The sequence below is a fragment of the Acinetobacter schindleri genome (assembly GCF_010918895.1).
GTDB classification, from domain to species: Bacteria; Pseudomonadota; Gammaproteobacteria; order Pseudomonadales; family Moraxellaceae; genus Acinetobacter; species Acinetobacter schindleri.
Map to the genome: position 1 here is coordinate 393,377 of NZ_CP044483.1, position 25,981 is coordinate 419,357.

The 25,981-nt window shown below is 44.6% G+C and carries 36 protein-coding genes and 2 pseudogenes; 29 read left to right on the top strand and 9 right to left on the bottom strand.

All coding sequences use genetic code 11. The features are described 5' to 3' along the window. Positions 1 to 37: 37 nt before the first annotated feature. Positions 38 to 2,599, bottom strand: a complete 2,562-nt coding sequence (plsB, locus tag FSC11_RS01860) for a glycerol-3-phosphate 1-O-acyltransferase PlsB (RefSeq protein ID WP_008303010.1) — start codon at positions 2,597 to 2,599, stop codon at positions 38 to 40. A 285-nt stretch (positions 2,600 to 2,884) separates the two neighbouring features. Here plsB and FSC11_RS01865 point away from each other — a divergent pair, with 285 nt between their 5' ends. After that, the gene (locus FSC11_RS01865; protein ID WP_004809832.1) at positions 2,885 to 3,757 is read left to right on the top strand and encodes an acyl-CoA thioesterase; all 873 of its coding nucleotides are present in this window, start codon (positions 2,885 to 2,887) and stop codon (positions 3,755 to 3,757) included. A gap of 58 nt (positions 3,758 to 3,815) precedes the next feature. On the opposite strand, the gene FSC11_RS16165 is transcribed toward FSC11_RS01865, so the two are convergent. Then, positions 3,816 to 3,944 (bottom strand): hypothetical protein, encoded by a 129-nt coding sequence (locus FSC11_RS16165; protein ID WP_005223361.1) that lies wholly within the window; start codon positions 3,942 to 3,944, stop codon positions 3,816 to 3,818. A gap of 199 nt (positions 3,945 to 4,143) precedes the next feature. Between FSC11_RS16165 and FSC11_RS01870 the strand changes: the two genes are divergently transcribed. Continuing rightward, on the top strand, positions 4,144 to 5,394 hold the full coding sequence (locus tag FSC11_RS01870; RefSeq protein ID WP_163164821.1) for a dicarboxylate/amino acid:cation symporter: 1,251 nt from the start codon (positions 4,144 to 4,146) through the stop codon (positions 5,392 to 5,394). Here the strand turns inward: FSC11_RS01870 and FSC11_RS01875 are convergent. The 7 genes and pseudogenes from FSC11_RS01875 to FSC11_RS01905 form a co-directional block, all read right to left on the bottom strand. Continuing rightward, entirely contained in the window at positions 5,376 to 5,795 is a 420-nt protein-coding gene (locus tag FSC11_RS01875; protein ID WP_163164823.1) for a VOC family protein, read from the bottom strand. The two genes, FSC11_RS01870 and FSC11_RS01875, sit on opposite strands and share 19 nt — an antisense overlap. 97 nt (positions 5,796 to 5,892) lie before the next feature. After that, the gene (locus FSC11_RS01880; RefSeq protein WP_163164825.1) at positions 5,893 to 6,837 is read right to left on the bottom strand and encodes a metal-dependent hydrolase; all 945 of its coding nucleotides are present in this window, start codon (positions 6,835 to 6,837) and stop codon (positions 5,893 to 5,895) included. Positions 6,838 to 7,086: 249 nt separating this feature from the next. Then, positions 7,087 to 7,863: pseudogene (gene yihA, locus FSC11_RS01885) on the bottom strand (ribosome biogenesis GTP-binding protein YihA/YsxC); the annotation flags it as partial. Positions 7,864 to 7,962: 99 nt separating this feature from the next. Further along, entirely contained in the window at positions 7,963 to 8,403 is a 441-nt protein-coding gene (locus FSC11_RS01890; protein WP_163164829.1) for an RrF2 family transcriptional regulator, read from the bottom strand. An 85-nt stretch (positions 8,404 to 8,488) separates the two neighbouring features. Beyond that, complete coding sequence (gene hmpA, locus FSC11_RS01895) at positions 8,489 to 9,697, bottom strand: NO-inducible flavohemoprotein (RefSeq protein WP_005223350.1); 1,209 nt, start codon at positions 9,695 to 9,697, stop codon at positions 8,489 to 8,491. Between the two features lie 152 nt (positions 9,698 to 9,849). Further along, the gene (locus tag FSC11_RS01900; protein ID WP_163164831.1) at positions 9,850 to 11,433 is read right to left on the bottom strand and encodes a helicase HerA-like domain-containing protein; all 1,584 of its coding nucleotides are present in this window, start codon (positions 11,431 to 11,433) and stop codon (positions 9,850 to 9,852) included. 19 nt (positions 11,434 to 11,452) lie between these two features. Further along, positions 11,453 to 12,655: a PLP-dependent transferase gene (locus FSC11_RS01905; protein ID WP_048881821.1), complete on the bottom strand. Its 1,203-nt coding sequence runs from the start codon at positions 12,653 to 12,655 to the stop codon at positions 11,453 to 11,455. 162 nt (positions 12,656 to 12,817) lie between these two features. On the opposite strand from FSC11_RS01905, the gene FSC11_RS01910 reads away from it, so the two are divergent. The 27 genes and pseudogenes from FSC11_RS01910 to rpsD all read left to right on the top strand — a co-directional run bounded on the left by FSC11_RS01910 (position 12,818) and on the right by rpsD (position 25,973). Continuing rightward, the gene (locus FSC11_RS01910) at positions 12,818 to 13,552 is read left to right on the top strand and encodes a type 1 glutamine amidotransferase (RefSeq protein ID WP_163164833.1); all 735 of its coding nucleotides are present in this window, start codon (positions 12,818 to 12,820) and stop codon (positions 13,550 to 13,552) included. 274 nt (positions 13,553 to 13,826) lie between these two features. Continuing rightward, a complete protein-coding gene (gene rpsJ, locus FSC11_RS01915) occupies positions 13,827 to 14,138 on the top strand; it encodes a 30S ribosomal protein S10 (RefSeq protein ID WP_000070912.1) in 312 nt (103 codons plus the stop codon). Between the two features lie 60 nt (positions 14,139 to 14,198). Further along, a complete protein-coding gene (gene rplC / locus FSC11_RS01920; RefSeq protein ID WP_004809812.1) occupies positions 14,199 to 14,837 on the top strand; it encodes a 50S ribosomal protein L3 in 639 nt (212 codons plus the stop codon). 11 nt (positions 14,838 to 14,848) lie between these two features. After that, positions 14,849 to 15,451 (top strand): 50S ribosomal protein L4, encoded by a 603-nt coding sequence (gene rplD, locus FSC11_RS01925; RefSeq protein ID WP_004786925.1) that lies wholly within the window; start codon positions 14,849 to 14,851, stop codon positions 15,449 to 15,451. Continuing rightward, entirely contained in the window at positions 15,448 to 15,768 is a 321-nt protein-coding gene (gene rplW / locus FSC11_RS01930) for a 50S ribosomal protein L23 (protein WP_004809809.1), read from the top strand. The genes rplD and rplW overlap by 4 nt, the downstream gene beginning before the upstream one ends. Positions 15,769 to 15,779: 11 nt before the next feature. Further along, on the top strand, positions 15,780 to 16,604 hold the full coding sequence (gene rplB, locus FSC11_RS01935; RefSeq protein WP_004809807.1) for a 50S ribosomal protein L2: 825 nt from the start codon (positions 15,780 to 15,782) through the stop codon (positions 16,602 to 16,604). A gap of 19 nt (positions 16,605 to 16,623) precedes the next feature. Continuing rightward, positions 16,624 to 16,899 carry a 30S ribosomal protein S19 gene (gene rpsS, locus FSC11_RS01940; protein WP_004673001.1) on the top strand — a complete coding sequence of 92 codons (276 nt, stop codon included), beginning with the start codon at positions 16,624 to 16,626 and terminating at the stop codon, positions 16,897 to 16,899. 11 nt (positions 16,900 to 16,910) lie between these two features. Next, entirely contained in the window at positions 16,911 to 17,240 is a 330-nt protein-coding gene (gene rplV / locus FSC11_RS01945) for a 50S ribosomal protein L22 (RefSeq protein ID WP_001982638.1), read from the top strand. A gap of 1 nt (position 17,241) precedes the next feature. Continuing rightward, a pseudogene (rpsC, locus tag FSC11_RS01950) lies at positions 17,242 to 18,019 on the top strand (30S ribosomal protein S3). Continuing rightward, entirely contained in the window at positions 17,998 to 18,411 is a 414-nt protein-coding gene (gene rplP / locus FSC11_RS01955) for a 50S ribosomal protein L16 (protein WP_004809805.1), read from the top strand. The pseudogene rpsC and the gene rplP overlap by 22 nt, the downstream one beginning before the upstream one ends. Beyond that, positions 18,411 to 18,608 (top strand): 50S ribosomal protein L29, encoded by a 198-nt coding sequence (gene rpmC, locus FSC11_RS01960; protein WP_004786915.1) that lies wholly within the window; start codon positions 18,411 to 18,413, stop codon positions 18,606 to 18,608. Before rplP ends, rpmC begins: the two co-directional genes overlap by 1 nt. Further along, positions 18,605 to 18,862: a 30S ribosomal protein S17 gene (rpsQ, locus tag FSC11_RS01965; RefSeq protein ID WP_004809803.1), complete on the top strand. Its 258-nt coding sequence runs from the start codon at positions 18,605 to 18,607 to the stop codon at positions 18,860 to 18,862. The genes rpmC and rpsQ overlap by 4 nt, the downstream gene beginning before the upstream one ends. 91 nt (positions 18,863 to 18,953) lie before the next feature. Next, positions 18,954 to 19,322 carry a 50S ribosomal protein L14 gene (rplN, locus tag FSC11_RS01970; RefSeq protein WP_001982634.1) on the top strand — a complete coding sequence of 123 codons (369 nt, stop codon included), beginning with the start codon at positions 18,954 to 18,956 and terminating at the stop codon, positions 19,320 to 19,322. A gap of 9 nt (positions 19,323 to 19,331) precedes the next feature. Further along, positions 19,332 to 19,649, top strand: a complete 318-nt coding sequence (gene rplX, locus FSC11_RS01975; RefSeq protein ID WP_004809797.1) for a 50S ribosomal protein L24 — start codon at positions 19,332 to 19,334, stop codon at positions 19,647 to 19,649. A 16-nt stretch (positions 19,650 to 19,665) separates the two neighbouring features. Beyond that, complete coding sequence (gene rplE / locus FSC11_RS01980; protein WP_004809796.1) at positions 19,666 to 20,202, top strand: 50S ribosomal protein L5; 537 nt, start codon at positions 19,666 to 19,668, stop codon at positions 20,200 to 20,202. A 9-nt stretch (positions 20,203 to 20,211) separates the two neighbouring features. Next, entirely contained in the window at positions 20,212 to 20,517 is a 306-nt protein-coding gene (gene rpsN, locus FSC11_RS01985) for a 30S ribosomal protein S14 (protein ID WP_004809795.1), read from the top strand. A gap of 12 nt (positions 20,518 to 20,529) precedes the next feature. Next, positions 20,530 to 20,925: a 30S ribosomal protein S8 gene (gene rpsH, locus FSC11_RS01990; protein WP_004809793.1), complete on the top strand. Its 396-nt coding sequence runs from the start codon at positions 20,530 to 20,532 to the stop codon at positions 20,923 to 20,925. Positions 20,926 to 20,938: 13 nt separating this feature from the next. Continuing rightward, complete coding sequence (rplF, locus tag FSC11_RS01995; protein WP_004809790.1) at positions 20,939 to 21,472, top strand: 50S ribosomal protein L6; 534 nt, start codon at positions 20,939 to 20,941, stop codon at positions 21,470 to 21,472. Between the two features lie 14 nt (positions 21,473 to 21,486). Continuing rightward, positions 21,487 to 21,837, top strand: a complete 351-nt coding sequence (gene rplR, locus FSC11_RS02000) for a 50S ribosomal protein L18 (RefSeq protein WP_004281497.1) — start codon at positions 21,487 to 21,489, stop codon at positions 21,835 to 21,837. 2 nt (positions 21,838 to 21,839) lie between these two features. After that, positions 21,840 to 22,337, top strand: coding sequence for a 30S ribosomal protein S5 (gene rpsE / locus FSC11_RS02005; protein WP_004657688.1), 498 nt, complete (start codon positions 21,840 to 21,842; stop codon positions 22,335 to 22,337). A 5-nt stretch (positions 22,338 to 22,342) separates the two neighbouring features. After that, positions 22,343 to 22,519, top strand: a complete 177-nt coding sequence (gene rpmD, locus FSC11_RS02010; protein ID WP_004809788.1) for a 50S ribosomal protein L30 — start codon at positions 22,343 to 22,345, stop codon at positions 22,517 to 22,519. Between the two features lie 3 nt (positions 22,520 to 22,522). Beyond that, positions 22,523 to 22,963, top strand: coding sequence for a 50S ribosomal protein L15 (gene rplO / locus FSC11_RS02015; RefSeq protein ID WP_004809786.1), 441 nt, complete (start codon positions 22,523 to 22,525; stop codon positions 22,961 to 22,963). A 45-nt stretch (positions 22,964 to 23,008) separates the two neighbouring features. After that, positions 23,009 to 24,328 carry a preprotein translocase subunit SecY gene (secY, locus tag FSC11_RS02020; RefSeq protein ID WP_171056626.1) on the top strand — a complete coding sequence of 440 codons (1,320 nt, stop codon included), beginning with the start codon at positions 23,009 to 23,011 and terminating at the stop codon, positions 24,326 to 24,328. A 19-nt stretch (positions 24,329 to 24,347) separates the two neighbouring features. Next, positions 24,348 to 24,464, top strand: a complete 117-nt coding sequence (gene rpmJ / locus FSC11_RS02025; protein WP_000867907.1) for a 50S ribosomal protein L36 — start codon at positions 24,348 to 24,350, stop codon at positions 24,462 to 24,464. A gap of 107 nt (positions 24,465 to 24,571) precedes the next feature. After that, positions 24,572 to 24,928 (top strand): 30S ribosomal protein S13, encoded by a 357-nt coding sequence (rpsM, locus tag FSC11_RS02030; protein ID WP_004281492.1) that lies wholly within the window; start codon positions 24,572 to 24,574, stop codon positions 24,926 to 24,928. Between the two features lie 19 nt (positions 24,929 to 24,947). After that, entirely contained in the window at positions 24,948 to 25,334 is a 387-nt protein-coding gene (rpsK, locus tag FSC11_RS02035; protein WP_001040166.1) for a 30S ribosomal protein S11, read from the top strand. A 12-nt stretch (positions 25,335 to 25,346) separates the two neighbouring features. After that, complete coding sequence (gene rpsD / locus FSC11_RS02040) at positions 25,347 to 25,973, top strand: 30S ribosomal protein S4 (protein ID WP_004809780.1); 627 nt, start codon at positions 25,347 to 25,349, stop codon at positions 25,971 to 25,973. The last annotated feature ends 8 nt before the right edge of the window (positions 25,974 to 25,981 follow it).

Genomic DNA, 25,981 nt, shown 5'->3' on the forward strand with positions numbered 1-25,981 from the left:
GCTTCTCATCCCAGAGGGAGAAGGAGCTTAAATAATCTTACTTTTTCTTCCGTTTCGCACGCTTCTTGGCTTGTTCAGCTGCCAAGGCATCCAAAGCTTCTTTCAATTCTTCATCCGTAAAGGCTGTAAGATTATGAAGCATTTGCAGCTTTACTTCATCCAGTACCAGATCAGCATACTGAGCGATATTTTTGAAGCTTTCATCAAAGACAATCGCATTGTCTTCATTAGTACTGATATAACCTTTTTGAGTTAGCGTTTTGATAAAGCTTTGGAACAGTGCCTTATCAAAGAATTCTGGTGAATTGAATTCATACAGTACAGACAGACGCTGACCTACCAGATGGCTTAATTCTTCAACCTGACGGGTGGAGATATTGCCTGAACCACGTTGGGTAATCAGTGCCAGCGTCATGTAATAGCGCTCGATACTTTGCATGACAGGTGCAGCCAAAACTTCTAGCTGATGATGCGCTTCGCTGTTTGGTGTAGGTGCCACCAAATTTTCACCATCCTGTGCAATTAGATTCGCTGCAATCAAGGCATCAATATAAGTGTTTACTGGTGCTTTGATTTCATCTTCATGCCATTTCAGGAACAGTTCAGCTTTCAGGAATGGGTATAAGGTACTGCTGATATTCACCAGATCATCACGGCGAATAATGCCATTATGATTTACCAGGGCGGCTACCAGTGACGGTAATACAAAGGCATGCACAATATTGTTGCGGAAATAGGTCAGTAAAATCGCCTGATTATCTTCGATGGCGATAATATTGCCCAGCACATGATTGACGCGTTTGATCAGTTTCAATTTCATTGCATAGGCAATGATTTCTTTCCCTGACAACGGCGTCACTTGCATACGTTCATCATATGGCAAAGACGTCAGCAGATTACGATAAGTATCTAACTGTTTGATACAAATCGCCTCATCCAGCGTGTGTTTTGGTGTCGCTAATAAAATGAGTGACAACAGGGATACCGGGTTAATGACGGCTGCACGGTTAATATTTTCCAGAATCGCCTGTGCAGAACTATTTACTGCTTCAGATACTGCTGGCGGGATCGGATCATCATTCTTTTCAATCTTGATCTCATCCGCACCATGCTGTTTCAGCATGTCATCCAGAAAGACGGGTTCACCAAAATTCAGATGTACCTTACCGAAAATACGTTCAATTTTGCGCAAGGTTTTTAGAATGCCAAAAATAGATTCTGCTTCTTTTTCCTTACCGTTCATTTCACCTACATAAGTTGCACCTTCCATCAGACGTTCATAGCCGATATAGGTGGGTACAAATACGATAGGCTTCGCTTTGCCACGCAAATGACCATGCACGGTCATTGCCAGCATGCCGGTTTTCGGTGGTAACAGACGACCGGTACGTGAACGGCCACCTTCAATAAAGTATTCCAGTGGAGTATTACGTGACAGAACGCTATATAGATATTCTTTGAAAACTGTCGTATAGAGTGCATTACCGCGGAAAGTACGGCGGATAAAGAAGGCACCACCGCCACGCAAGATCTGGCCAACAAATGGCATGTTCAGGTTATCACCCGCTGCGATGTACGGCACCATCAAACCACGACGATAAATCACATAAGATAATAACAGGTAGTCGATATGACTACGGTGACATGGTGCATAGACAATTTCATAGTCTTTCGCCAGTTCACGTACCGTACTGAAGTTATGTACATCAATGCCGTCATAGAGCTGAGTCCAGAGACGGGTCAGGGCCTTATCGGCAAAACGTACGGTTGAGTTGGAGTAATCTGATACGATTTCATTTAAATAACCAATGGCACGGCGTTCAGCTTCATCCACACTGATCTTGCTGCGGATACTTTCATTACGGATAGCCGCCTGCACATCTGGAGATTTGATCAGACCCTGCATCACATTACGGCGATCTGAAAGGTCAGGTCCCAGCACTACTTCTCGTTGGGCATCCAGATAGTCATTCAAGGTGCTGACAATATAAGTTGCTGGAGACAGGTTCGGATGTGTCACTTTGGCATGATCAATCAGTGCACGCAGAGACTGTGCTTCATGGAACTCCAGATAAGACTGACGACCATGCAGACCAATATTCACCAGCTGTTTCATCTTGCTTGGTGTTGACCAGGTATCGGTAAATAACAATTTGAACCAGGAATCTTCTTTCTCTGGCTCACGACCCCATAGCACGGTCACCGGAATCAGTTCCACATCCAGTTCTGGATTCTGTTCCAGTACTTCAATCAAACGCAGCAGACGTGGTGGAAAAGCATGTGGCGGCGAGCTCAGCAGATTGCTTTCATCATGATATTGCAGGAACAATACCGAAGCTTTTTCCCGGCGCGTACCTAAATCCATTGGATCAAGTGCAGCAGGCAATTTGAGACGACGGGTTTCACCATCTACCACCAGCGCATTACTGCGAGAATGGTTTTGCAGAACATAACAGACAATTTTTTTCTGATCTTGCTGGTCAGCCGCTGGAGCAGGGACTTCCGTTGGTACTTCCCCAAGTACATGCGGGGTAACCACAAGTTCAAGCATCTTACTTGAAAGCTTGCGATACATTTGACCAAAGCCACTCTTGGACATACCTACTCCTAATTTTACTGACCAGAACCACAGGATTTCTGAGGGGGATCTATTTTGATAGATTGTATTTGAAAACAATATGTCATTTTCTAACAAATTCTACAAAAGTTCTTTGATTTTAACGTGAAAAAACGTTTTTTTTAGCGAAACGTCCATTAAGGGAATGACAGGTCAGTCAGTCAATCTCTAGGGATTTACTCAGAATTTATGGCAGAATATTACCAGAAATGAAGCACATTGTTATTTTTCCAATTTTGGATATCCCGAACATCGTATAGGTTGCCTATGAATGTCTTAACACAAGAACTGGTTGAATTGCTTAGCCTGGAAAAGCTGGAAGAGAATATTTTCCGTGGAATTAGCCGTAACCTGGTAGGCAAGCGCGTATTCGGTGGGCAGGTATTAGGACAGGCTTTGCGTGCTGCATCGTATACGACAGATCGTCCAGCACATTCATTGCATGCCTATTTCCTGTTTGGAGGAGATGTCAATGCACCGATTATCTATGAAGTAGATCGTATTCGTGATGGCAAGAGTTTTGCCAGTCGTCAGGTGCGTGCGATTCAGCATGGCCGTACTATCTTTATGTGTATGGTGTCTTTTGCCGAACCAGAAGAAGGCTTGAACTATCAGATTTCTGAACCAGAATATCCCTCAGTTGACAGCCTGAAAAATGAGGCAGAACTGAAGCATCAGATTGTTGAATTTGTACCGGAAAATGTCCGTGCTTCATTTATGCGTGATCGCCATGTAGAAATTCGTCCTGTGATGCCGGTGAATCCATTCCAGCCGCAACCGGAAGCGCCAAATTATGCGCACTATATCCGTACCCATGGCCAAGTCGCTCCGGAAGTTGATGAGGTTTCGCTGCATCAGGCAATTGCGGCCTTCTACTCAGACTTTACCTTGATGACGACAGCATTGCGTCCACATGGTCTGAGCTATATTTCACCAAACCTGCAATGTGCCAGCATCGACCATGCCATGTATTTCCATAAGCCATTCCGGGCCGATGAATGGATGCTTTATGACATGGATGCGACAGTGAGTGCCAGCTCACGTGGCCTGAACTTCGGTCGTATGTGGCAGAATGGGGAACTGGTCTGTAGTACTACCCAAGAAGGACTGATCCGTCTGCGGGAAATTGAAACCCAGTAAGATTCAAAATAAAAAAGCCGGATTAGAGTTCCGGCTTTTTTATGGGTATGATTTGAAGTTAGTGGCAATGTGGCACATCATTGCTTGAATGCTTATGGCAGCCTTGCTGTTCTTTACCGCCCGAAGAATGTGCAAAAACCTGCCCGATGCTGCAAATGAGTGCAACAGCAATGATCATTTTTTTCATGAACGTATATTTCCTTTGTATAAAACCAGCTTATTGCACTGATTAAGCACATCGCGTGCCAAAATTCGGTACATCACCATATGGATTAAATGAATAATAAAAGATATTTTGCTGTAAAGCGTTTATAAAATTTTACTCGATTATCCGAAACTTGCATGGCATAGTGCCGGATAAGTTCGATATTAAAATGTCCATGAAGATGAGCTTAAATACGCAGATTCTAGTTGCCGCAGTATTGGGTGTCCTGTTTGGTTTTTTATTAAATCTTTTCCCGCAAACCACGTTTGAAGAGCTCAGCCTGTATAGTCTGGGTATCATGAGCAGCATCTTTATTGGTTTGCTAAAAATGTTGCTGGTTCCACTGATCTTTAGCTCGATTGTGGTTGGAGTATCGAATCTGCAAGCTGGTGGTCAGCTGAGCCGAACCTGGAAAATTACCTTGGCATGCTGTGTCACCACGACCACCCTGGCTTTAATCTTGGGATTGGCTTGTGCCCATCTGTTTGATGTAGGCAAGGGTGTCGATGTAGTAATGTTCCAGGATGCCATGGCTCAGCATAAAACTCCGGATACCTTAACGCCGTCTTCATTCTTTACCAACTTTATTCAGAATACCCTGATCAATCCGTTTAAGGCCTTTGCCGATGGTAATGTGCTGGCAGTGGTGGTCTTTGCACTCTTTATCGGTGTGGCACTGGTGGCAGGGGGAGACAAGTTCCGGACGGTACGTAAGCTCAGTATGCAGTTCTTTGACATCATGATGCTGATGATTGGCTGGGTCATGAAACTGGCGCCATTCGGGATTTTTGCGCTACTGGCCAAGCTGATTGCCACTGAGGATATTTCGGTGCTGAGCCGTCTGGCAGAGTTTGCTGCTGTAGTAACGGGCACCACCATTTTCCACGGTCTGGTAGTTCTACCATTATTGTTGTGGATCTTCGGGAAAATGAACCCGATTACCTTTTTCAAAGGCACTCGCGCAGCCTTGATTACCGCTTTTGCAACCAGTTCCAGTTCTGCAACCATGCCATTATCCATGAAATGTGCCCAGGAAAATCTGGGAGTACGTCCACATACGGCAGGCTTTGTCATTCCGCTTGGGACTCAGCTAAACATGGATGGTACGGCACTGTATGAAGCCGCAGCAGCTTTGTTTATTGCCAACCTCATGGGACTTGATCTGACGTTGGGGCAGCAATTGGTCGTGTGTGCCACAGCAATGATTGCATCTTTAGGCGCACCGGGTATTCCAAGTGCCGGAATGGTGACTATGATCATGGTACTGCAATCAGTGGGTCTACCTGCAGAAGCCATTGCGATCCTGTTGCCGATTGACCGACTGCTCGATACGGTCAGGACTGTGGTGAATGTGCAGGGTGATATGATGATCAGTGTCGTGGTTGACCGACATACCCGTGAACCGCAGCTGGATCAGTCCATCTCTAGTTGAGGATTGAAAACCACCTCCCACAGATGTCCATCTAGATCCTGAAAATAGCCTGCATAGCCGCCATAAAATGTGGTCTGTGCAGCTTTCACAATCTTGGCTCCAGCTTTTTCAGCCTGAGTCATGACCTGATCGACATCTAATGGGCTATACACATTGTGTCCCAAGGTCATTTGCGTGGGACACATCAGGCTCGGTTCGAGTCCGGTATCATGCTGGATGCTGCTTTGCGGCCATAAAGCCAGTTTTAATCCAGCCTGTAGTTCAATAAATGCGACTGCGCCATATTCAAATTCTTTGCCAACAATGCCTTTGCTGGGAAAGCCCAGCCCATCACAATAAAAGCGTAGTGCAGCCTTCAGGTCGCGAACACCGAGTGTAATCACTGAAATCCGTGCTTGCATGAGCTCATCCTTATGGTCATGTCTATAGCTTTATCTTAGGTCAAATAAAAAGCAGGGAAATGATCCCTGCTGTTAGAAATTGTAATAAGAGGAGAGCTTAGGCGACTTTTAAACCTGCCCGTTTGGCCGCAGGGGAGTGCTCAAGATAATACAGGGCATCATGGGTACTGCCTTCATGCACCGGATCATACCATGGCATCAGATAGCCGAGTTGCTGAGAAACCAGCCATAGGGGATTCGGTAACAAACGATTATCCTGCTGTGAAATACGGAACCATTCTTTCCAGATCCAAGGTTTATACACCGCTGGTTTCAGCTGCTTAAAACGAGGGTCTTGTGCCAACAAGCGTGCTGCACCGTCGACCCACAGACCAATTACTCCAATAATCACCACTACACTTAAATAGTAGCGGGCAATATATCTGCCACCAAGATGACGATATAAGTCAAATGCCACACTGCGATGCTCAATTTCTTCTGCGCCATGCCATTTCACCAGATCTAGCATATTTGCATCAGCACCGAGCCGTTCCCACTCGGTGTTATAGAGCGCATATTTTCCAAGGACACAGGTCATATGCTCTACAGTTGCGACGACACCAAGCCGGAACAGATCCCATTGATGTTCTGCGATTTTAGGAATTTTCAGACCAAGCGGCTGATCGGCCAGCAATTGATTGAACAGGAAATCCATAATGTCCAGATTACGCTGGATATCAATCTGGCGTTCAGATAGATACTCTTTATTGGCCGAATTATGTGCCTGAGCATGCATGGCTTCCTGACGGATAAAAGCCTGTACATCATGCTTTAATTTTTCGTCGGTGATCTGAGCGAGAACCTTGTTATACAGGCGACAGAACCAGAATTCACCGGCCGGCAGAATATTATTAATTTCATTCACAAAGTAACTGGCAAAAGGCTGATTTGGAATCCAGTCAATCGGGGTAGCCTGCCATTCAAACTTAACTTTGCGCGGTTGGATAAAATAGGAAATTGAAGAGCCAATTTTTGTTGTTTTAAATCGTGAGAGTAAAGACATGGGGCGGATCCATCACTGCTTGATCAATACAGTATGAAAAAAATGTCCCGAATCGCTGCAGGCAATACGGGACATTATTTTGTCACTTGGATCACATCGGACTTATTTTGGCTGTTCCTGTTCGACAATCTTTGTTTGATCAGCTTCAACCGGCTCATCCAGATTATTTAATTCACTTGCAGTGATTTCATGATCTGGGTCTGAGTCAGTTTCATCTTCTAGCTCAACAGATTCAATCGGTTCATCAGCTTCGTTTAAGTCATGGATTGACGCTTCTGGAATACTATCCAGGTCAAATTCCGTTGGTTGATCCAGAGTAAAGTTCAGACGACCGGCCATCACACTTGCCAGTTCTTCCAGACCTTCTTTATTTAAAGAGGAGAATAATTGAATCGAGAAGTTCAGCTTCATTTTATTTAATGTTGCTTTGACTTCCTGCAGGGCTTTGGACGCAGGACCACGATTCAGTTTGTCTGATTTGGTCAGCAAAACATGTACGAACAGGTGACGTGAATAGGCCCATTCCAGCATCATTACATCGAAATGTTGTAGTGGATGACGGATATCCATCAACAGCACCAGACCTTGCAAGCTCTTACGGTGAATCAGGTAATTTTCTAGTTCTTTCTGCCAGACCAGTTTCATTTTTTCAGGTACAGCTGCATAACCATAACCGGGTAAGTCAACCAGACGCTGGTCTGGATTGCCGAGGCTGAAGAAGTTAATCATCTGGGTACGGCCCGGTCTTTTCGAAGCACGTGCCAATTGTTTCTGATTGGTCAGCGCATTGATGGCACTGGATTTACCTGCATTGGAGCGACCGGCGAATGCCACTTCATAACCTGTATCTTCAACACACAGGTTAAGTTTGGGTGCACTCATTAAAAATTCAGCTTTGCGCAGCCAATTGAGCGAGCGCACAGAGTATTCAGTAATCGCAGGATCGACTTTTTTGGTATAGCTAATCTTTTGCTTTGGGGCAGCAGCTGCCTTACTGTTTTTCGATTTTCCTCTGCTGTGGTGCATGGCTCAACTTCAAACTTAAATTTACAAGCAGCTATTATAAAGGAAGTCGCTTGGGCAAGCGAACTTTCAATGCAAGACTTGGTAAGCAGAAAGTGAAAACTAAAGATTGATCAGGCTGATTGGTGACTGGATGCTGTAATGACCTTGCAGTGGTGTTACCACTTCACTGAGCGTATATTGATCCAGGCTGGCATAAAACTGCTCTACGGCATCATCTAAAATGCCTTTTAAACCACAATTTTTACGCAGCACACAGGGTGGGGTATTGCATTCTACCACTTGGCTATCCTGTTGCAGGATACGCACGATTTGACCCAATGGTATTTTTAAGGTGAGCGGATTCATGCGAATGCCGCCGCCTCGCCCACGAGTAGTGATGAGCCAGTCCTGCTTTGCCATAAAATGTACGATTTTCATGGCATGGTTCTCTGACACCTGCAGCTCATTCGCGAGTTCCGCAATGGTATACGGCATTTCTTTCGGCTGAGCGATGTACATGAGAATCCGTAAGGCGTAATCGGTAAATTTATTTAACTGCATTATAAATCTAGAGTTTTTATACAAAGCAGGGCTAGTCTAACACAGCCAGACTAGCCCTTGCTTGATTTCAGTTTAAGCTGACTGCTTAGTGGCGAACGCCACCAGTACCAAAGGCTTCACTGTGAATATTCTCAGCAGGAATGCCTCGTGCAACCAGCGCTTTGTGTTGTTCTGCCATAAATGGCATTGGGCCACATAGATAGTAATCAGCATTTTCTGGTAATAAAGCACGATCAACTGTACTTAGATCCAGACGGCCTGCTACATCATAGTCTTCACCCAGTTTGTCACCTTGGTGCGGGAATTCGTAAGCAGTCAGCGTGCTTAAACGTGGATATTTGGCTTTCAAATCATGAATGTGCTGTTTCATGGCATGCACCTGTTTGCTACGGCAGGCATGAATGAAAGTCACAGGCTGTGGCATATCCAGAGTTACCAACTGATTTAGCATGGCTACCATTGGAGTCAGACCTACACCCCCACTGATGAATACATTACGTTTGTTTGGATCAATCAGGTAGAAATTGCCTGTTGGTGCAGACACTTCAATTTCTGAGCCTTCTGCCAAGCTATGTAAAGTATTAGATACCCAGCCTGGAACCAAATCACCTTTTTGATCTTCACGCTTTACTGAAATACGCAGGTATTCATCTTGAGGACAAGTTGAAAGCGTATATTGACGTGGTTGTCTCAAATTCAGTTCAGGCACAAACACACGTACAGAAATATACTGACCTGCTTCATACTTCGGTAATGGTCCGCCGTCGACTGGTGCCAGGTAGAACGAAGTGATCTCTTCACTTTCTACTACTTTCTTGGCAATCTTGAAATTGCGCCAGCCTAACCAGCTACCTTTAGTCTGTTCATGTTGATCATAAATCGCTTTTTCAGTCGCAATGAACAGGTCTGCTAATTGTCCATATGCAGTAGCCCACGCATCAATCAGTGGATCATCCATAGAAATATTGAGTACTTCACTGATTGAATGCAGCAGGTTTTCCCCAACAATGCCGTAATCAGGTGCTTTAATATTTAAGCTGACATGTTTATGCGCAATGAGTTCAACCACAGGTAATAACACAGAAGGATCTTCGATATTTTCAGCATATGCTAAAACTGCACCTGCCAAGGCTTGCGCCTGAGCACCGCTACGCTGGTGACCCATGTTGAAGGTTTCTTTTAGATCAGGGTTATTGTTTAACATGCGGTTGTAAAAATAACCGGTTAAAGCAACCCCATTTTCACGAAGCACAGGTACTGTAGCTTTTACTAGGTCAATTTGCTGTGGAGTCATAGCGGATCTCTCATGGCTGTTATTTATAAGATGTATTTAAAATACATCTTTAAAGATATATTCACAATACATCTTTAAGTAAAAACCATGAAAAAATTATGGGATATTAAAATATCCCATAAAAATAAAGAAAATAATCGGAGAAAGAAGGGTTATCTCTTACCAAATAATGACCCTAATAAACCACGGACAATTTTCTGGCCGGTAGTGCTACCCAAAGTGCGTGCGGCACTTTTAGCAAAGGTGCCAACAATGTCTTGGGTGAACTTTTCACGCTGTTTCGCTGCACGTTCAGCTTCTTTCTGCTGTTCGCGTGCAAGACGTTCCTGTTCGCGGGCTTGCTGCTTAGCTAATGTTTCCTGCTCTTTTGCGACTTGTTTGGCATACGCTTCTTGTTCTTTGGCTTGCTGTTTGGCAAGTTCCGCAGCCTGAAGCTGTTGCTGGCGTTCAGTGACTTTGTTTTGCAGCATTTCATGCGCACTGTCACGATCAACTTGCTGTTCATAAATCCCAGCCACAATGCTTTGTTGCATTAAAGTTTTGCGTTCTTCAGGAGAAATGGGGGTAAAAGAGGAGTGTGGCGGCATCACCCAGCCGCGTTCTACAATTTGCGGTATGCCTTTTTCATCCAGGCAGCTAATAAGTGCTTCACCGACGGCAAGCTCAGTAATGGCATCCTGAACTTTAAATTCTGGATTAGCTCGGAAAGTATCCGCTGCCGTTTTTACCGCTTTTTGGTCTTTAGGGGTAAAAGCACGTAAAGCATGTTGCACACGGTTGCCGAGTTGGCCTAAAACGCTTTCGGGTAAATCAAGTGGATTCTGAGTGACAAAGTAAATCCCCACACCTTTAGAACGAATCAAACGCACCACCTGTTCGATCTTTTCTTGCAGGGCAGGGCTAGCATTATCAAACAGCAAATGGGCTTCATCAAAGAAGAACACCAGTTTAGGTTTATCCAGGTCGCCGACTTCCGGTAACTGTTCAAACAGCTCTGAAAGCATCCATAGCAAGAAAGTGGCATACAGCTTAGGTGTGTTTATCAGCTTGTCAGCAGCAAGCAAGTTGATATTGCCATGACCTTGACTGTCGGTTTGTAAAAAATCCATCAGATCCAGCGCTGGTTCACCAAAGAATTGCTCACCACCTTGATCAGCCAAGGCAAGCAGATTGCGTTGAATCGCACCCAGACTGGCAGGAGACAGATTGCCATAGTCGGCCTTAAATTCGGCAGCATGCTCAGTAACATAACTGATCATGGCCTTTAAATCTTTAAAGTCGATCAGTAATAGGCCTTGATCATCAGCAATACGGAAAATGACTGAGAGCACACCTTCCTGAGTGTCGTTTAGATTCAAAATACGGGCAAGAAGGAGGGGGCCAATCTCGGAAATGGTAGTGCGAATCGGATGGCCTTGCTCGCCAAATAAATCCCAGAACACCACAGGCGACGCTGAAAAAGGGATGGACTCGATATTCAGGCTTTTAATGCGTTCATCAAATTTGGGATTACTTTCCCCGGCTTTCGCCAAGCTGGAAACATCGCCCTTGGCATCGGCCAAGAATACAGGTACACCAATTCGGGAAAAACTTTCTACCAGTACCTTTAATGTCACGGTCTTGCCAGTACCGGTTGCACCGGCAATCAGACCATGGCGGTTGGCAAGCTGAGAATGCAGCACGATATCCTGTGTAGTATCGGCGGTTTTTTTAGCGATTACGATTGGTGTACCCATATAATTTCCTATTTGTTATTTATTCATTTTTAACTTTTTTCATGTTTTGTAGTGCGTGTTGAATGTCTTCAATCAGATCTTCCGGATGTTCTAATCCAATACAGAAGCGCACCAGGAAGCCTTCTTTCAAATGTGAATGTTCAAGCACACGCATATCTTTTAAGTTATATAGCATGACCAAGCTAACAGGACCACCCCAGCTAAAACCAAGCTTAAATAGTTTTAAGTTGTCACAAAAATTGCGGATATCTTGCAGTTCATATTTACTGTCAAAAATTACACTGACCAGGCCGGCACTATGACCTTCCTTGCAAATTTCTTTCCAATATTGATGACCTGCGCTATGCGGATCGGCTGGATGCAGTACCTGCACAAACTCCGCTTGCTGTTTTAACCAGGTGAGAATGTTGAGTGCACTACTGGATTGATGTGCATAACGCAGCTGCATGGAAGCAAGACTACGTTGCACCTGAGCAACGTCATCACCTGAGACAGCAATGCCTTGAATGGCATGTGCGCGGAACAATTGGTGATGCAGTTCTTTATCACGCGTGACCACTGAACCCATCAGAATGTCACCACCACCGCTTGGATATTTGGTCAGCGCATGTACGGATAAATCTACACTTAGGTGTTCATCACCAAAATCAAAGGCATTAAAGGCCAGACCCGCGCCCCAGGTATTGTCCAGTGCAGTCAGAATATTGTGTGCTTGAGCTTTCTTCACGAGGCCATTTAAATCCGGAAATTCCAGTGTGACTGAGCCAGCTGCTTCCAGCCAGATCAGTTTGGCTTTATCTGAAGGATTAAAGCTTTCCAGGCATAATGGATTATAAACTTGTACCTGAATGCCATAACGTGTTTCCAGGTTGCGTAGATGCTCCATGTTTGGGCCATAAATATTGTCCGGTACCCAAACTTCCTCTCCCTGACTTAAAAAGCAGGAATTCACGAGATTAATCGCAGATAAACCGCTAGGTGCAAGCAAATGGTAGAGCCCACCTTCGAGCTGGGCAATGTTATCGCCTAAGGTAAATGTGGTTGGGGTACCATGCGTGCCATAGCTATAATCATAATCATCGGTCCAATGGCGATTAAACAGGGCATCGGTATTGTTAAAAATAATGGTTGATGCACGATAGAGGGGAGGTTGAACCGTCGAAATGTACTGGGGGGCCTTTCGTGGTGCATGAATCAGGGCGGTTTGAGGATTTTTTTTCATGCTGCAGCTCATATCTGGAGTCAAAAACAGCTTTAGCTTAAGAGAATCTTTGCTTTAGCGCTACTTGCGTTATCAATTGTTTAAAAACCTCACATAAAATAAAAAGTTGGCTTCATTTTTGCAAAACCTAGCCTATATAGATACAAGAACAGGTTCGAGCGCATGAAGTCGCATTTACGAGTACATTATTTTCAGCATATTGCTGGTGAAGGTTACGGTAGTTGTCATGAATTTTTAAAGCAGCATCAGGCGCAAATTACAGCGACTGAATTCTTTGCTTTACCTGTGGATCGTCCTTTGGAAATAGAAGCGCTACCTGCAGTAGAAGAAGTAGATTTGCTCATTATTATGGGCGGGACCATGAGTGTAAATGATGAAGCAAATTTCCCCTGGTTGAAAATAGAAAAACGCTGGTTACGTCGTTACTTGTCTCAGGGGAAGCCAGCGATTGGTTTGTGTCTAGGTGGACAGCTGATTGCCAATGCCTTGGGGGCAGCAGTTAGTTATAACCCGGAACAGGAACTGGGGTGGATGTCTGTCAGTAAAGTGGCTAATGTGCCAGCAGACTGTTTTAGTTTGCCTGAGAAATTCCGGATCATGCAGTGGCATAGCGAGACCTTTGAAATTCCCAAAGGGGCAGTACATCTGGCAGAAAATGAAGCCTGTCGCAACCAGATGTATCAATTAGGCAAAAATGTTCTCGGTTTCCAGTTCCATCCAGAAATAACCCCGGAAACCTTGGCCCTGTTTTTAGAAGATGAAGATGAGTTGCTAAAATTTTCAGGAAAATATGTGCAGCCTGTGCATGAGCTCAGAAAAAGCCCAAAATCTAATTTTATTGAAGGAAATCAAATACTAAATCGCGCAATCGAATATGTGGTAGAGAAATCAGCTTGACGGGTGAAAAACAAACTCTTGATTTAGCAACCAAATTGATTTGCAGACGAAAACTATAAAAGGCATTTGCTTATGCATTAAACAATGGCTATAATAAGCCACCCTTCGATAGGAAGGATGTTAACTGCGAAGAAAGTAGTTAACTATCGTTACAGTCGTGGCATCGATCATGACCTTAGTGATAATTCACTGCTCTTGACACTTACCTCAAAAATTAGTGGGGTGAGATGCGTCAAGAGTGATTCTTTATATATTTGGCTTGGAGTTTACTGGTATGTCTAACCAGAGAATTCGTATCCGTCTTAAGTCTTTTGATCACCGTCTAATTGATCAATCAGCTCAAGAAATCGTAGAAACAGCAAAACGTACTGGCGCACAAGTTTGTGGTCCAATTCCAATGCCTACACGCATTGAACGTTTTAACGTTTTAACATCACCACACGTAAACAAAGACGCGCGTGACCAGTACGAAATCCGTACTTACAAGCGTTTGATCGACATCGTTCAACCTACAGACAAAACTGTAGATGCATTGATGAAGTTAGATCTTGCAGCTGGTGTTGATGTTCAGATCGCATTGGGTTAAGGCTTTCGGGTTAATTAACGCTCTAAGTTAATTAGGCCGCTTTTTTAGAGGTTTATGCACATGGCTATTGGTTTAGTCGGTCGCAAGTGCGGTATGACACGTATCTTTACAGATGCTGGTGTTTCTGTGCCTGTTACAGTGATTGAGGTTGATCCTAACCGCATCACTCAAATCAAAACGCTTGAAACTGATGGTTATCAAGCGATTCAAATCACTACTGGTGAACGTCGCGAATCTCGCGTAACTAACGCTCAGAAAGGTCACTTCGCTAAAGCGGGTGTTGCTGCTGGTCGTCTGGTTCAAGAATTCCGCGTTTCAGAAGCTGAGCTTGAAGGTCGTGAAGTTGGTGGTACGCTTACTGTTGAGTTGTTCCAAGTAGGTCAAATCGTTGACGTAACTGGTACTTCTAAAGGTAAAGGTTTCCAAGGTGGTGTTAAGCGTTGGAACTTCCGTACTCAAGATGCTACTCACGGTAACTCTGTTTCTCACCGTGTTCTAGGTTCTACAGGTCAAAACCAGACTCCTGGTCGCGTGTTCAAAGGCAAAAAAATGGCTGGCCATTTAGGTGCTGAACGCGTAACTACACAGGGTCTTGAAATCGTTGCTATCGACACTGAACGTTCAGTTCTAGTAGTTAAAGGCGCGGTTCCTGGTGCTACTGGTGGCGACGTAACTGTTCGTCCTACGATCAAGGCCTGAGGGGAAATAACGTGAATTTAAATACTGTTTCCGGCTCTGCTGTTGAATTATCAGAAGTTGCGTTCGGTCGTGAATTTAATGAAGCTCTTGTACACCAAGTTGTTACAGCTTACCTAGCTGGTGGTCGTCAAGGTTCTAAAGCTCAAAAATCACGCGCAGACGTTTCTGGCGGTGGTAAAAAACCATTCCGTCAAAAAGGTACTGGCCGCGCTCGTGCTGGTTCTATTCGTAGCCCAATCTGGGTTGGCGGCGGTAAAACTTTTGCTGCTCGTCCACAAGACTGGTCTCAAAAAGTAAACCGTAAAATGTACCGCGGTGCTATGCAATGCATCCTGGCTGAACTTGTTCGTCAAGATCGCTTAGTTTTAGTTGAAGAGTTTGCTGTTGCAGCTCCAAAAACTAAAGAATTGCTTGCAAAACTTAACGACTTAAATGCGACTCGTGCATTGATCGTTACTGATGCTGTTGATGAGAACTTGTATCTAGCTGCTCGTAACCTTCCACACGTAGATGTGGTTGATGCGACTGCAATCGATCCTGTTAGCTTGATCGCGTTCGATAAAGTTGTTATGTCTGTAGCTGCTGCTAAGAAAATTGAGGTAGAACTCGGATGAACAACGAACGTTTATATCAAGTCCTGCAAGGACCTGTTTTCTCAGAAAAAGCACAAGTTTTAGGTGAAACTGCTGGTGTTCAAGTTTTTAAAGTTGCTACTGATGCAACTAAACTTGAAATCAAAAAAGCAGTTGAGCAATTGTTTGGTGTTCAAGTTGTTAAAGTTAACACTACGATCACTAAAGGTAAAACTAAACGCTTTGGTAAAACTATCGGACGTCGTTCTGATGTTAAAAAAGCATACGTCACCCTGAAAGCTGGCCAAGATGTAGAAATGGCTGACTTGGGCGATGCCGCTGAAAGCGCAGCGGAATAAGGACGAAAACTATGCCTATTCAAAAATGTAAGCCAACGTCTCCAGGACGTCGCTTTGTAGAGAAAGTCGTTCACGACCATCTTCACAAAGGTGCTCCTTATGCTCCACTAGTTGAAGCTAAAAAACGTACTGGCGGCCGTAATAACAACGGTCACATTACGACTCGTCACGTTGGTGGCGGTCACAAGCAACACTACCGTATCGTAGACTTCAAACGTAACAAAGACGGCATCCCAGCTGTAGTTGAGCGTATCGAATACGATCCAAACCGTTCTGCGCACATTGCGTTGTTGAAGTATGCTGACGGTGAACGTCGCTACATCATCGCGCCTAAAGGTTTACGCGCTGGTGATTCAGTACAATCTGGTAACGATGCTCCAATTCGTCCAGGTAACTGCTTACCACTTCGTAACATGCCTATCGGTTCTACTCTTCACAACATCGAGCTTAAAATCGGTAAAGGCGCACAGTTAGTACGTTCTGCTGGTACATCTGCTCAATTGTTGGGTCGTGACGGTTCATACGCTATCATCCGTCTTCGTTCAGGTGAGATGCGTAAAGTACACGTTGAATGTCGCGCTGTGTTAGGTGAAGTATCTAACTCAGAAAGCAACCTTCGTTCATTGGGTAAAGCTGGTGCAGCGCGCTGGCGTGGCGTTCGTCCTACCGTTCGTGGTATGGCGATGAACCCAGTAGATCACCCGCACGGTGGTGGTGAAGGTCGTAGCAAAGGTATTCAACCTGTAAGCCCATGGGGTCAAAAAGCTAAAGGGTACAAGACACGTACCAATAAGCGTACGACTAAGATGATTATTCGCGACCGTCGCGTTAAGTAACAAGTAAAGGAATCTGACAATGCCTCGTTCTCTGAAAAAAGGCCCATTCGTCGATGCGCACTTGTTCGCTAAGGTTGAAGCGGCTATCGCGGCTAATAACCGTAAGCCGATCAAAACTTGGTCGCGTCGTTCGATGATCCTCCCGGATTTTGTTGGTTTAACAATTTCTGTACACAATGGCCGTAACCATGTTCCAGTGATCATCTCTGAACATATGGTTGGACACAAGCTTGGTGAATTTGCACCGACTCGTACCTACCGTGGTCACGGTGTTGACAAGAAATCTAAACGTTAATAGGTGCTATGATGGAAGTAACTGCTAAATTACGCGGTGCCGCTATCTCGGCACAAAAAGCTCGTTTGGTTGCAGATCTTATCCGCGGCAAATCTGTTGCGCACGCACTTAACATTTTGAACTTCAGCAACAAAAAAGCTGCAGTCCTAGTTAAGAAAGCGTTAGAGTCTGCAATTGCAAACGCTGAACACAATAACAGTTTAGATGTAGACGACCTTAAAGTTTCTACGATCTACGTTGATGAAGGCATGAGCCTGAAACGTATTATGCCACGTGCTAAAGGCCGTGCAGATCGTATTACTAAGCGTACTTGTCACATTACCGTTAAGGTAGGGGTTTGATATGGGTCAGAAGGTTCATCCAATCGGTATCCGCCTAGGTGTTGTGAAACGTCATAACGCTAACTGGTATGCGAGTCCGAAACAATACGCTGAATACTTGCTTAAAGATTTGCAAGTTCGTGAGTTTTTAACTAAAAAACTTAAGAATGCAATGATCAGCAATATTCTTATCGAACGTCCTACAGGCGCTGCTAAAGTAACTATTAGCACTGCGCGCCCTGGTATCGTTATCGGTAAAAAAGGCGAAGACATTGAGAAATTACAACGCGAATTAACATCTATCATGGGTGTTCCTGCGCAAGTAAGCATCAACGAAATCGATCGTCCAGACTTAGACGCACGTCTTGTTGCTGAAGCTATCGCTTCTCAATTAGAAAAACGTGTAATGTTCCGTCGTGCTATGAAGCGTGCGGTTCAAAACACAATGCGTGCTGGCGCTAAAGGTATCAAAGTTGAAGTTTCAGGCCGTTTAGGTGGTGCTGAGATCGCTCGTACTGAGTGGTATCGTGAAGGTCGTGTACCTCTACATACACTTCGTGCAGACATCGACTATGCTACTATGCGTGCTGAAACTACTTACGGTACGATTGGTGTTAAAGTTTGGATCTTCCGTGGTGAGATCTTGGGCGGCATGAAACAAGTCATGAACCCGGCTCCAGCTGAAGAACGTCCAGCTAAACGCGGTCGCGGTCGTGGTGAAGGTCAAGAGCGTCGTGGTCGTCGCAATGATCGTTCTGCTGAAAAAGGAGAATAATCCATGTTGCAACCTAAACGTATGAAATTCCGTAAGGTGCAAAAAGGCCGTAACACTGGTCTTGCACACCGCGGTAGTTCAGTATCTTTCGGTACAATCGCTCTTAAATCAATTGAACGTGGTCAAATGACTGCGCGTCAAATTGAAGCAGCGCGTCGTACTATCAGCCGTCGTATTAAACGTGGTGGTAAGATCTTTATCCGTGTCTTCCCAGACAAACCTATTACTTCTAAACCTCTTGAAGTTCGTATGGGTAAAGGTAAAGGTTCTGTGGAATACTGGGTTTGCCAAATCAAACCAGGTAAAGTCTTGTACGAAATTGATGGTGTTAACGAAGAATTAGCTCGCGAAGCATTTACGCTTGCAGCTGCTAAGCTTCCGTTTAAAACCACTATCGTGACTCGGACGGTAATGTAATGAAAACTAAAGATCTACGTGAAAAGTCGGTAGAAGAGTTGACAGCTTTGCTTGATGAGCAACAGCTTAACCAATTCCGTCTTCGTATGGCGAAAGCAACTGGTCAACTGGGTAAATCGCACGAAGTGCAATTAACTCGCAAGACTATTGCTCGTATCAAGACCCTCCTTACCGAAAAACAGGGGAACGGACAATGAGTGAACAAACAGTCCGCACGTTAACAGGCAAAGTAGTAAGCGACAAAATGGACAAGTCTATTGTTGTGCTTATCGAACGTCGTGTTCAACACCCGTTGTATGGCAAATCAATCCGCCGTTCAACAAAATTACATGCTCATGATGAAAACAACACAGCTAAAACTGGTGATGTTGTAACAATCAAAGAAAGCCGCCCAATTTCTAAAACTAAGTCTTGGACTCTAGTTGAAGTTATTGAAGCAGCTGCTGAGTAATTAACGTTCTTGTTGCATCATCGGTCAAATTCGAGTACTCTTTGAGCCTTTCGAATTTGCGACCGGTGATGCTCGGTTTTGGAGTAGGGCAATGATTCAGACCGAAACTATGCTCGACGTAGCAGACAACAGTGGTGCTCGCCGCGTACAATGTATTAAAGTACTTGGTGGTTCACATCGTCGTTATGCTTCTGTTGGCGACATTATTAAAGTTACTGTAAAAGAAGCAATTCCACGCGCACGTGTTAAAAAAGGTGACGTGATGAATGCAGTTGTGGTTCGTACTAAATTCGGCATCCGTCGTCCAGATGGTTCAGTGATTCGTTTCGACGATAACGCTGCTGTTATTTTGAACAACAACAAAGCGCCGATTGCAACTCGTATTTTCGGACCAGTGACTCGTGAACTTCGTACTGAACAGTTCATGAAAATTATTTCATTGGCTCCTGAAGTTCTATAAGAGGCAATCATGGCTAAGATTAAAAAAGGCGATCAAGTAATTGTGATCGCAGGTAAAGAAAAAGGCAAACAGGGTACTGTTCTGTCTGTTTCAAATGACCAAGTGAAGGTAGAAGGTCTTAACCTAGTTAAGAAACATCAGAAGCCTAACCGAGCTACTGGCGCTGAAGGCGGCATCGTAACTCAAGAAGCTTCTCTTCACATCTCAAACGTGGCACTTTTTAATGCTACAACCCAAAAGGCTGACCGTGTTGGTTACCAAGTGATTGATGGCGTGAAAACTCGCGTATTCAAATCAAATGGTGAATCAGTGGCGGTAGCGAAGTAATAGGTTGAAAAAGGCAATGGCCAGACTTAAAGCACGTTACAACGACGAACTTAAAGCTCAATTACAAGAACAATTGGGTGTTAAGAATGTGATGGAGATCCCTCGCATCACTAAAATCACTATCAACATGGGTGTTGGCGCAGCTGCTGCTGACAAGAAACTCCTTGATGGTGCTCTTTCTGATATGCAAGCTATCGCTGGTCAAAAACCAGTACTTACGTTAGCTCGTAAATCTATCGCTGGTTTCAAAATCCGTGATGGTTGGCCGATTGGTTGTAAAGTTACTTTACGCGGCGAACGCATGTACGAATTCTTAGACCGTTTGATCTCTATTGCGATTCCTCGTATCCGTGACTTCCGTGGTTTCTCAGCGAAATCATTTGATGGTCGTGGTAACTACTCAATGGGTCTTAAAGAACAGATCATGTTCCCTGAGATCGATTTTGACAAGATTGACCGTATTCGTGGTATGGACATTACCATCACTACGACTGCTCGCACCGATGACGAAGGCCGTGCGCTTATGCGTGCATTCGGCTTCCCGTTCAAATAAGAGGTCGAAATGGCTAAGAAAGGTATGATTAATCGCGAATTGAAACGCGAAGCTACTGTTGCTAAATACGCTGCAAAACGTGCTGAATTAAAAGCTGTTATTGCTAACGTAAATGCGTCAGACGAAGAACGTTTCGAAGCGATGATGAAATTACAAGCATTACCACGTAATGCATCTCCAGTACGTCTACGTAACCGTTGTGGTTTAACTGGTCGTCCTCATGGTTACTTCCGTAAGTTCGGTTTAAGCCGTAACATGGTACGCGAAAAAGTAATGCAAGGTGATGTACCTGGCGTTGTTAAGGCAAGCTGGTAAGGAGCACTATAAATGAGTATGCAAGATACCGTTGCCGACATGCTAACACGTGTTCGTAACGCACAAATGGCGAAGAAACAAACTGTTTCTATGCCTAATTCTAAGTTGAAGGTTGCTATTGCAAACGTTCTTCAACAAGAAGGTTACATCTCTAACGTAGAAGTTGCTGATGTTGAAGGCAAAGCAACTTTAACAATTACGTTAAAATATTTTGAAGGCAAACCAGTTATCGAAACTGTGAAACGCGTAAGCCGTCCAGGTCTACGTCAGTATCGCGGTAAAGATGCACTTCCAAGCGTTAAGCAAGGTTTAGGTATTGCAATTGTTTCTACAAGCAAAGGCATCATGACTGATCGCGCTGCACGTGCTGCAGGCATTGGTGGTGAAGTTATTGCTTTTGTTTCTTAATAGGTGATTCCTCATGTCTCGTGTGGCTAAAGCCCCAGTAACTGTACCTAACGGTGTAGCAGTTACTCAGAACGGCCGGCAGGTCGAAGTGAAAGGCACTAAAGGTACATTGTCTTTCAACCTGCATGCGCTGGTCGAGCTAAAACAGGAAGACGGTACTCTAGTTATTGCTCCTAAAGCTGAATCTAAAGACGCTTGGATGCAGGCTGGTACTGCTCGCGCTGTGCTTAACAACCTTGTTAAAGGTGTTAGCGAAGGTTTCGAACGTAAGTTACAACTTATCGGTGTTGGTTATAAAGCTGCGGTTAAAGGTAACATTGTTAACCTTAACCTTGGTTTCTCTCACCCGATTGACTACAACCTTCCTGAAGGTGTAACTGCAGAAACTCCTACAGCGACTGAAATTATCCTAAAATCTGCTGATAAAGCAAAATTAGGTCAAGTTGCTGCGGAAATCCGTGGTTACCGTCCACCAGAGCCGTATAAAGGTAAAGGTGTTCGTTATTCTGACGAAGTTGTACTTCGTAAAGAAGCTAAGAAGAAATAAGGCGCGAGGTTCTTATGAACGAAAAGAAACAATCCCGTTTGCGTCGTGCGAAAAGCACACGCTTGCACATCCGTGCATTGGGTGCGACTCGTTTGTGTGTAAACCGCACTCCGCGTCACATCTATGCTCAAGTTATCTCAGCAGATGGTGGCAAAGTATTAGCGCAAGCTTCTACGCTAGACGCTACTCTACGTGCTGGTACAACTGGTAATGTTGAAGCAGCTCAAAAAGTAGGTGCTTTAATCGCAGAACGCGCTAAGGCAGCTGGTGTAACTAAAGTTGCATTTGACCGTTCTGGTTTCAAATATCATGGTCGTATCAAAGCCTTGGCTGATGCTGCTCGTGAAAACGGCTTGGAGTTCTAATCATGGCTAAAGTTGAACAAAACGAAGGTCTTGTTGAAAAGCTGGTTGCCGTTGATCGTGTAGCCAAAGTTGTTAAGGGTGGTCGTATCTTCTCTTTCACAGCATTGACTGTGGTAGGTGATGGTAATGGTCGCGTAGGTTTTGGTCGTGGTAAAGCACGTGAAGTTCCAGCTGCTATTTCTAAAGCACTTGAAGCTGCTCGTCGCAACATGATCACTGTAGATCTTGCTGGTACGACTTTACAACACCCTGTGAATGCTCGTCACGGTGCAAGCCGTGTTTACATGCAGCCTGCTTCTGAAGGTACTGGCGTAATCGCTGGTGGCGCTATGCGTGCCGTTCTTGAAGCTGCTGGTGTACACAACGTACTTGCTAAATGTTACGGTTCTACTAACGCTGCTAACGTAGTTAACGCGACTTTTAAAGGTCTGCGTGATATGACTTCTCCTGAGAAAGTTGCTGCGAAACGTGGTCTTTCAGTAGAACAAATTCAAGGGTAATAATCATGAAAACGATTAAAGTTACCCAGACTAAATCTGCATCGCATCGCTTGAAAAATCACAAGCTGAGCCTTAAAGGTTTAGGTCTGCGTCGTATTGGTCATACTGTTGAAGTGTTAGACACTCCATCTAACCGTGGTATGATCAACCAAGTCTACTATATGGTTAGTGTAGAGGAATAAGCCATGACTCTGCGTTTAAATACTATTGCACCTGCAGAAGGTGCTAAGCGTGACAACCTACGTTTAGGCCGTGGTATCGGTTCTGGCGTTGGTAAGACCGGTGGCCGTGGTGTCAAAGGTCAAAACTCACGTAAGAGCGGTGGTACTCGTCCAGGTTTCGAAGGCGGTCAAACAGCACTTTATCGTCGTTTGCCTAAATTCGGTTTCACTAGCCAACAGGCTTTGAAAACTGCTGAAGTACGTTTATCTGAGCTTGCTAAAGTTGAAGGTGACATCGTGTCTCTAGAAACTTTAAAAGCTGCGAACGTTGTACGTAAAGACATGACTCGTGCACGTATCGTACTTTCTGGTGAAATTACTCGCGCATTCACTGTACAAGGTGTTGTGTTGACTAAAGGCGCTAAAGCTGCTGTTGAAGCTGCTGGCGGTAAAGTCGAGGAGTAATCTCCAGTGTCTATGTCTCCTAGTTCTTCAGGTCATGTCAACATGATGAAAGGCCAACCATTTCATGTGAAATACCGTGAAATTATTCGTCGAATGATGTTTCTCATTGGTGCGTTGTTGGTGTTTCGACTGGGAGCACATATTCCAGTACCGGGCATTAACAATGCTGCGCTGGAGAATTTGTTTAATGCAAACCAAGGTACGATCCTTGGTTTGTTTAACATGTTCTCTGGTGGTGCATTGGAGCGAATGTCTATTCTTGCTCTTGGGATTATGCCATACATCTCTGCATCGATTATCGTGCAGCTGATGTCAACAGTCGTTCCTTCGCTGGAAGCTTTAAAGAAAGAAGGCGAGCAAGGCAAACGTAAAATAAATCAATACACACGACAGGGCACACTGTTCCTTGCATTTGTGCAAGCGGTCGGTATGTGCGCGGGCTTGATCAGCCAGGGAATTACCCTGACCTCTGGTCTGGCTTTTTATGTTCCTGCGGTAACCTCATTGGTTGCGGGGACCATGTTCCTGATGTGGTTGGGTGAACAGATTACCGAGCGTGGGGTGGGGAATGGTATTTCTATGATCATCTTCGCAGGTATTGTTGCAGGTCTGCCAACTTTGGTTATGCAGTCCCTGACTTCTGTCGATAATGGTCAGTCTAGTCTTATTGGTCTGGCGATATTTGCATTGTTATCCATCGCCGTGCTTGCAGCAATTGTGTTTATCGAGAAGGCGCAACGTCGTATTCCGGTCAACTATGCTCAGAAGCAGCAGGGTCGTCGCGTATTTACTGCACAGCAGACACATTTACCATTAAAAATTAATATGGCCGGTGTGATTCCTGCAATTTTTGCAAGTTCATTGCTTTTGTTCCCAGCGAGCTTAGGTCAGTGGGTTGGCAGTGCAGATCCTGATGCAGGAATTATCAAGCGTAGTCTGCAAGATTTGGCATTGGTGTTGTCGCCTGGTCAGCCGTTGTATTTGGTGCTCTTTGGTGCGTTAATTATCTTTTTCTGTTACTTCTATACTGCGCTAGTATTTAGCCCGAAAGAAGTGTCAGAAAACTTGAAACGCAGCGGAGCTTACGTGCCTGGTATTCGTCCAGGTGAGCAAACTGCTCGTTACTTAGATCATATTCTCAATCGTTTGACCTTCATTGGCGCGATTTACATCACTGTCATCTGTTTAATGCCGATGATCTTGCAGAGCTCGTTTGGTATTCCATTCAGCTTGGGCGGAACATCGTTGCTAATCGTGGTAGTGGTGGTGATGGACTTTATGGCTCAGCTACAAGCACATCTCACTTCGCACCAGTATGACAATCAAACATTAATGAGAAAAACGACTGCTCATCCTAAGGGATAGTGCACTTAGAGGTTTCATCATGAAAGTACAAGCTTCTGTAAAGAAAATTTGTGGTAGCTGTAAAGTTATCCGTCGTAATGGGGTTATCCGCGTAATTTGTAGCGCAGAACCTCGTCATAAGCAGCGTCAAGGTTAATCTGATCAAGACCTGTTGATTTCAGTAGGCGAATTAGGTTATTATCCGCCCCTCAAGATTTTTGTGGGGCGGTTGATTATCTCTACTGCCTTTTTGGAGAAAATTGAATGGCTCGTATTGCCGGTGTAAACATTCCGGATAACAAGCATGCTGTTATCTCTCTAACGTATATCTTTGGTATTGGTCGCCATACTTCAAAAGCTATCTTAGCTGCTGCAGGTATTGCTCCAACGACTAAGATCCGTGAATTAGATGACGCTCAGCTTGATGCGATTCGTGCAGAAGTTGCCAAGGTTCCGACCGAAGGTGACTTACGTCGCGAAATTTCCATGAACATCAAACGTTTAATGGATTTAGGCTGCTACCGCGGTCTTCGTCATCGTCGCAGCTTGCCTGTCCGCGGTCAACGCACCAAAACTAACGCACGTACCCGTAAAGGTCCGCGCAAACCAATTAAGAAATAAGATTTCTGGAAGCTAAAAGATGGCTAAAGATACTCGCACACGCAAGAAGGTCACTCGTACCGTCTCTGAAGGTGTTGCACACATTCACGCTTCTTTTAATAACACCATTGTGACTATTACCGATCGTCAAGGTAATGCACTGGCTTGGGCCACTTCAGGTGGACAAGGCTTCCGTGGATCACGTAAATCAACTCCGTTCGCTGCTCAGGTAGCTGCTGAAGTTGCTGGTAAAGCAGCTTTGGATTACGGTTTGAAAAACTTGGACGTCCTTGTTAAAGGCCCTGGTCCAGGTCGTGAATCTGCGGTTCGTGCTTTAGGTGCAGTGGGTTATAAAATTAATAGCATTACCGATGTGACTCCAATTCCTCACAACGGTTGCCGTCCACCTAAAAAACGTCGCGTGTAAGGAGAAACATTCATGGCTCGTTATATTGGTCCAAAATGCAAACTCTCTCGCCGCGAAGGGACAGACCTGCAATTAAAATCTGGCGTTAAACCATTTGACGTTAAGACTAAAAAACATGCTAAAGCGCCTGGCCAACACGGTGGTGCGCGTGGCAGCAAACAATCTGAGTACTCACTACAATTACGTGAAAAACAAAAAGTACGTCGTATGTACGGTGTTTTAGAGCGTCAATTTAGTAACTACTATAAAGAAGCAGCTCGTGTTAAAGGCGCAACTGGCGAGAACTTGTTAAAGTTACTTGAAAGCCGTCTTGATAACGTTGTTTATCGCATGGGTTTTGGTTCTACACGTGCTGAAGCTCGTCAGTTAGTATCTCACCGTTCAATCACTTTAAATGGCCGTCGCGTTAACATCGCGTCTATCCAAGTTAAAGCTGGTGACGTGATTGCAGTTCACGAAGGCGCTAAACAACAATTACGTATCAAAAACGCAATTGAATTAGCTGCTCAACGTGGCATTCCTTCTTGGATGGAAGTAGATCATTCTAAACTAGAAGGTACGTTCAAAGCTGCACCGGATCGTTCTGATTTACCTGCTGAAATCAACGAAAGCTTGATTGTAGAATTGTATTCTAAATAATCCTTGAG

Excerpts from the sequence above, each read along its gene's own strand:
- rplB (WP_004809807.1), top strand. The coding sequence starts at position 15,780 with ATGCCTATTCAAAAATGTAAGCCAACGTCTCCAGGACGTCGCTTTGTA.
- FSC11_RS01890 (WP_163164829.1), bottom strand. The coding sequence starts at position 8,403 with ATGCAGTTAAATAAATTTACCGATTACGCCTTACGGATTCTCATGTAC.
- rplP (WP_004809805.1), top strand. The coding sequence starts at position 17,998 with ATGTTGCAACCTAAACGTATGAAATTCCGTAAGGTGCAAAAAGGCCGT.
- rpmJ (WP_000867907.1), top strand. The coding sequence starts at position 24,348 with ATGAAAGTACAAGCTTCTGTAAAGAAAATTTGTGGTAGCTGTAAAGTT.
- rplF (WP_004809790.1), top strand. The coding sequence starts at position 20,939 with ATGTCTCGTGTGGCTAAAGCCCCAGTAACTGTACCTAACGGTGTAGCA.
- rpmC (WP_004786915.1), top strand. The coding sequence starts at position 18,411 with ATGAAAACTAAAGATCTACGTGAAAAGTCGGTAGAAGAGTTGACAGCT.
- rplR (WP_004281497.1), top strand. The coding sequence starts at position 21,487 with ATGAACGAAAAGAAACAATCCCGTTTGCGTCGTGCGAAAAGCACACGC.
- rpsQ (WP_004809803.1), top strand. The coding sequence starts at position 18,605 with ATGAGTGAACAAACAGTCCGCACGTTAACAGGCAAAGTAGTAAGCGAC.
- rpsK (WP_001040166.1), top strand. The coding sequence starts at position 24,948 with ATGGCTAAAGATACTCGCACACGCAAGAAGGTCACTCGTACCGTCTCT.
- FSC11_RS01870 (WP_163164821.1), top strand. The coding sequence starts at position 4,144 with ATGAGCTTAAATACGCAGATTCTAGTTGCCGCAGTATTGGGTGTCCTG.
- rpsD (WP_004809780.1), top strand. The coding sequence starts at position 25,347 with ATGGCTCGTTATATTGGTCCAAAATGCAAACTCTCTCGCCGCGAAGGG.
- FSC11_RS01880 (WP_163164825.1), bottom strand. The coding sequence starts at position 6,837 with ATGTCTTTACTCTCACGATTTAAAACAACAAAAATTGGCTCTTCAATT.
- rpsJ (WP_000070912.1), top strand. The coding sequence starts at position 13,827 with ATGTCTAACCAGAGAATTCGTATCCGTCTTAAGTCTTTTGATCACCGT.
- FSC11_RS01905 (WP_048881821.1), bottom strand. The coding sequence starts at position 12,655 with ATGAAAAAAAATCCTCAAACCGCCCTGATTCATGCACCACGAAAGGCC.
- rplV (WP_001982638.1), top strand. The coding sequence starts at position 16,911 with ATGGAAGTAACTGCTAAATTACGCGGTGCCGCTATCTCGGCACAAAAA.
- plsB (WP_008303010.1), bottom strand. The coding sequence starts at position 2,599 with ATGTCCAAGAGTGGCTTTGGTCAAATGTATCGCAAGCTTTCAAGTAAG.
- rplX (WP_004809797.1), top strand. The coding sequence starts at position 19,332 with ATGGCTAAGATTAAAAAAGGCGATCAAGTAATTGTGATCGCAGGTAAA.
- FSC11_RS01865 (WP_004809832.1), top strand. The coding sequence starts at position 2,885 with ATGAATGTCTTAACACAAGAACTGGTTGAATTGCTTAGCCTGGAAAAG.
- hmpA (WP_005223350.1), bottom strand. The coding sequence starts at position 9,697 with ATGACTCCACAGCAAATTGACCTAGTAAAAGCTACAGTACCTGTGCTT.
- FSC11_RS16165 (WP_005223361.1), bottom strand. The coding sequence starts at position 3,944 with ATGAAAAAAATGATCATTGCTGTTGCACTCATTTGCAGCATCGGGCAG.
- rpmD (WP_004809788.1), top strand. The coding sequence starts at position 22,343 with ATGAAAACGATTAAAGTTACCCAGACTAAATCTGCATCGCATCGCTTG.
- rplE (WP_004809796.1), top strand. The coding sequence starts at position 19,666 with ATGGCCAGACTTAAAGCACGTTACAACGACGAACTTAAAGCTCAATTA.
- rpsE (WP_004657688.1), top strand. The coding sequence starts at position 21,840 with ATGGCTAAAGTTGAACAAAACGAAGGTCTTGTTGAAAAGCTGGTTGCC.
- rpsM (WP_004281492.1), top strand. The coding sequence starts at position 24,572 with ATGGCTCGTATTGCCGGTGTAAACATTCCGGATAACAAGCATGCTGTT.
- rplO (WP_004809786.1), top strand. The coding sequence starts at position 22,523 with ATGACTCTGCGTTTAAATACTATTGCACCTGCAGAAGGTGCTAAGCGT.
- rpsH (WP_004809793.1), top strand. The coding sequence starts at position 20,530 with ATGAGTATGCAAGATACCGTTGCCGACATGCTAACACGTGTTCGTAAC.
- rplC (WP_004809812.1), top strand. The coding sequence starts at position 14,199 with ATGGCTATTGGTTTAGTCGGTCGCAAGTGCGGTATGACACGTATCTTT.
- rpsS (WP_004673001.1), top strand. The coding sequence starts at position 16,624 with ATGCCTCGTTCTCTGAAAAAAGGCCCATTCGTCGATGCGCACTTGTTC.
- secY (WP_171056626.1), top strand. The coding sequence starts at position 23,009 with ATGAAAGGCCAACCATTTCATGTGAAATACCGTGAAATTATTCGTCGA.
- FSC11_RS01910 (WP_163164833.1), top strand. The coding sequence starts at position 12,818 with ATGAAGTCGCATTTACGAGTACATTATTTTCAGCATATTGCTGGTGAA.
- rpsN (WP_004809795.1), top strand. The coding sequence starts at position 20,212 with ATGGCTAAGAAAGGTATGATTAATCGCGAATTGAAACGCGAAGCTACT.
- rplW (WP_004809809.1), top strand. The coding sequence starts at position 15,448 with ATGAACAACGAACGTTTATATCAAGTCCTGCAAGGACCTGTTTTCTCA.
- rplN (WP_001982634.1), top strand. The coding sequence starts at position 18,954 with ATGATTCAGACCGAAACTATGCTCGACGTAGCAGACAACAGTGGTGCT.
- FSC11_RS01875 (WP_163164823.1), bottom strand. The coding sequence starts at position 5,795 with ATGCAAGCACGGATTTCAGTGATTACACTCGGTGTTCGCGACCTGAAG.
- FSC11_RS01900 (WP_163164831.1), bottom strand. The coding sequence starts at position 11,433 with ATGGGTACACCAATCGTAATCGCTAAAAAAACCGCCGATACTACACAG.